Origin of the sequence: Planktothrix sp. FACHB-1355 (genome assembly GCF_014748295.1) — a bacterium.
Classification (GTDB): Bacteria; Cyanobacteriota; Cyanobacteriia; order Cyanobacteriales; family Aerosakkonemataceae; genus Aerosakkonema; species Aerosakkonema funiforme_A.
The window spans coordinates 1-2,964 of the sequence record NZ_JACJUP010000922.1; the positions used below are offsets into that span (position 1 = coordinate 1).

Below are 2,964 nucleotides of genomic sequence, written 5' to 3' on the forward strand. Positions count from 1 at the left end.
CGTAGTCGAGGCGTCTGCTTGGGTGAAGGGTTGAAATAAACGTTGCTGTTGTTCGTAAGATATGCCAATGCCTGTGTCTTGCACCCGAAAGCAAATCCACTCAGAAGATTTGGGATCTTTATAATTATGCGATTCGCGGGTAACTGTCAGCTTTACTTTACCGTGTACCGTAAATTTGGCAGCGTTGCTGAGCAGATTGAACAAGATCTGCTGCACTTTAGTTTGGTCGGCGTACATGATGCCCAGGTCTTCGTCGCAAATAATCTCTAAGACATTGACATTTTTTTCCACCAAGGGCTTAACTGTAGTGACAACGTTATTAACGATATTCTTGAGCGCAAATGTCTCCGGGTAGAGAGTCATTTTTCCCGCTTCAATTTTCGACAAGTCGAGAATGTCGTTAATCAATGCCAGCAAATGTTTGCCGGCTGAGTTGATTGATTGGAGATCGCTGACAAATTCTGCCTCGTCTAAATTGAGTTCTTGGGCGTCTTCTTTGAGCAGTTGGCTCAAGCCTACGATCGCATTTAACGGTGTCCGCAACTCGTGACTCATATTGGCGATAAACTGGCTTTTAGCTTTGTTAGAAGCTTCAGCTAATTCTTTAGCTATTTCCAGTTCTTTGGTGCGATCGGCTACCCGTTCGATCAAATGATTGAAAGAAATTGCTAATGAGCCGATTTCATCTTTTGTAGTTACGGGAACTCGCAAGTCGAAATTAGACTCTCTCGCCACTTGCTCGGCTACTTCTGTTACACTGACGACCGGTTTGGCGATCGCACGACTGCTACGGTATGCCACAATTGAGGCGATCGCTACCGATAGCAGCATACTCAGGATAATAATCTGTTTTTGCAGTCGTTGTGCATCTTCTATGGCCATTTCCCCTTGTCGTTCGCGATCGCGAGCGATTTGAAGGATGTTTGTCAATTCCCCGCGCAGGCGTTCCCAGCCGATCGCTTCTGGCCCTACCACCATCTTCTCTAGCTGCTTGTGTAGCGATTTTACCGCCTCTGGCGATAATGGCAAGCGATCGAGCTGCTGCAAAATTGACTCGGTAGTTTGTCTGTAGGATTCTAACTTTGTTCCGTAAGCCTGCAATAAAGCCTTCATCGTCGCGGGATCTGCGGCTGACCGAGAGGGATTGCTTTCAACATAGCGTGCAATTTTATCCCGCAATTTCTTGCTTTGGGCCATAGCTTCGCGAAAGCGGGTTTTTTCTGTTTGCAATCGTCCTAAATCCGACTCCAATACACTAGCTAATCGCGAAGTCTGCAATTCCGTCTTTATTGTCGCCTCTTTGAATTCACTCAAAAGTTGCGATTGCGCCCGATCGTCAGCTAGTTGCTTTATTTCTTTTCCCTGGTAATAGTCTGCCATTACCAGTCCGCTAAATGAGCCAAAAAAGGCAATTGCAATCGCTAAAAAATACCCCTGACCGATTTTTTGCTGGAAGCGCCAGTCACTCGCTTTTCGTTTCCAACGGGAGAGAAATTCCGGTTTTAACAACTTGCTATAAACCTGAGCAGTTAAAACTTTTTCGCTTTCTATATTTTTGTCAGAAGCCGTTAATTTTTCGAGTTGCACCACCATAAATTCCTTGTCCTCCCGCGAAAAAAGATGTCTCACTCTTGTAAATCGAACTACCTCAACTGCCAATTTAAACTCAGCATTAGTACTGTAATATCACAACACCTAGCTCGGTATCCAATTGCTTTAGATTTATTCCCCATCCTCCGCCAGAGTGATTTTTGCCTAACAGCACCAGTCCACTCAAACTGAGATCCCCTCAAAAGTCTATGTTCCGGGTCGGAGTTCGGGAAAAACATAATTTTATATCTTGCATCTCGATCGATAAGGCTAAAGAAATAGGCTAGAACTTCTCACCCATGTAAGCTTCTAGCTAAGGACAGATGTAAGAAACCCAGTTGCTGAACGAGTGCAATATACTGAAGTAATTAGTATTAAAGCTAACCAAAGGAGGAGTATGGGTTTAGATTTACGGACATTTTTTCAGGCGACCAACCCGGCGAGAACTTTAAATATCAAAAATCCCGAAGACGAAAAGTGTTACATAGATTTTGCCTCAGTTCGAGGGGGCAAAATTATTGATGAACTGAAGTATAACATCACGTATTTTGCAACTGACGATCGTACTTGTATTTTATTTACCGGGCATATTGGTTGTGGCAAGTCTACAGAATTATTGCGGTTGAAAGCAGAATTGGAGGATGAAGGTTACCACGTAGTATATTTTGAATCCAGTGACGACTTGGAAATGACGGATGTCGATATCAGCGATATCATGTTAGCGATCGCACGTCGCATCAGCCAAAGTCTGGAACAGCTGGAACTGGCGGAACCTAAAAAATTCAAGGAGTTGCTGCAAGGTGCGGCGCGGGTGTTAACCTCCGATGTGACGGGACTGAAATTTAAACTGGCGGGTAACGATGTGGGGGTGAGTTCGGAAGGGGAAAAGTTCACTCTCGCCTTTGGTATTGGCGAAATTACCAGTAAAGTAAAAAGCGACCCCACCCTGCGGGAAAAACTGAATCAGTATTTGGGCCCACAGAAAGTTCCCTTGTTGGAAGCAATTAATCGAGAATTGTTAGAACCTGCGATCGCAAAACTGAAACAGCAAGGTAAAAAAGGATTAGTGGCAATTGTCGATAATCTCGATCGCCTCGACAGTCGCCAGAAGTCGTGGGGTCGTCCGCAACAAGAATATATATTTGTGGATCAGGGTGAGTATTTAAGTAAGCTGCACTGTCACGTACTTTATACTATGCCGCTAGCCCTCAAATTCTCCAACGACTACGGGAATCTGACCCAGCGATTTGACGAACCGAAAGTTTTGCCGATGGTGCCGGTACAATTAAGAGATGGTAGCGAATGCGAAGAAGGAATGGCATTGCTGCGACAAATGGTGATGGCGAGGGCATTTCCAGACAAAACCGAGTCAGA

Annotated in this window: 2 protein-coding genes; one reads left to right on the top strand and one right to left on the bottom strand. The window is 44.8% G+C overall.

What is annotated here, in order from left to right; translation table 11 throughout:
* The coding region (locus H6S82_RS27000) for a histidine kinase dimerization/phospho-acceptor domain-containing protein (RefSeq protein ID WP_191057016.1) at positions 1-1,593 on the bottom strand (1,593 nt) is incomplete at its 3' end.
* Positions 1,594-1,987: 394 nt separating this feature from the next.
* On the opposite strand from H6S82_RS27000, the gene H6S82_RS27005 reads away from it, so the two are divergent.
* Positions 1,988-2,964, top strand: a 977-nt coding sequence (locus H6S82_RS27005; protein ID WP_191057017.1) for a P-loop NTPase fold protein, incomplete at its 3' end; no start/stop codon positions are given.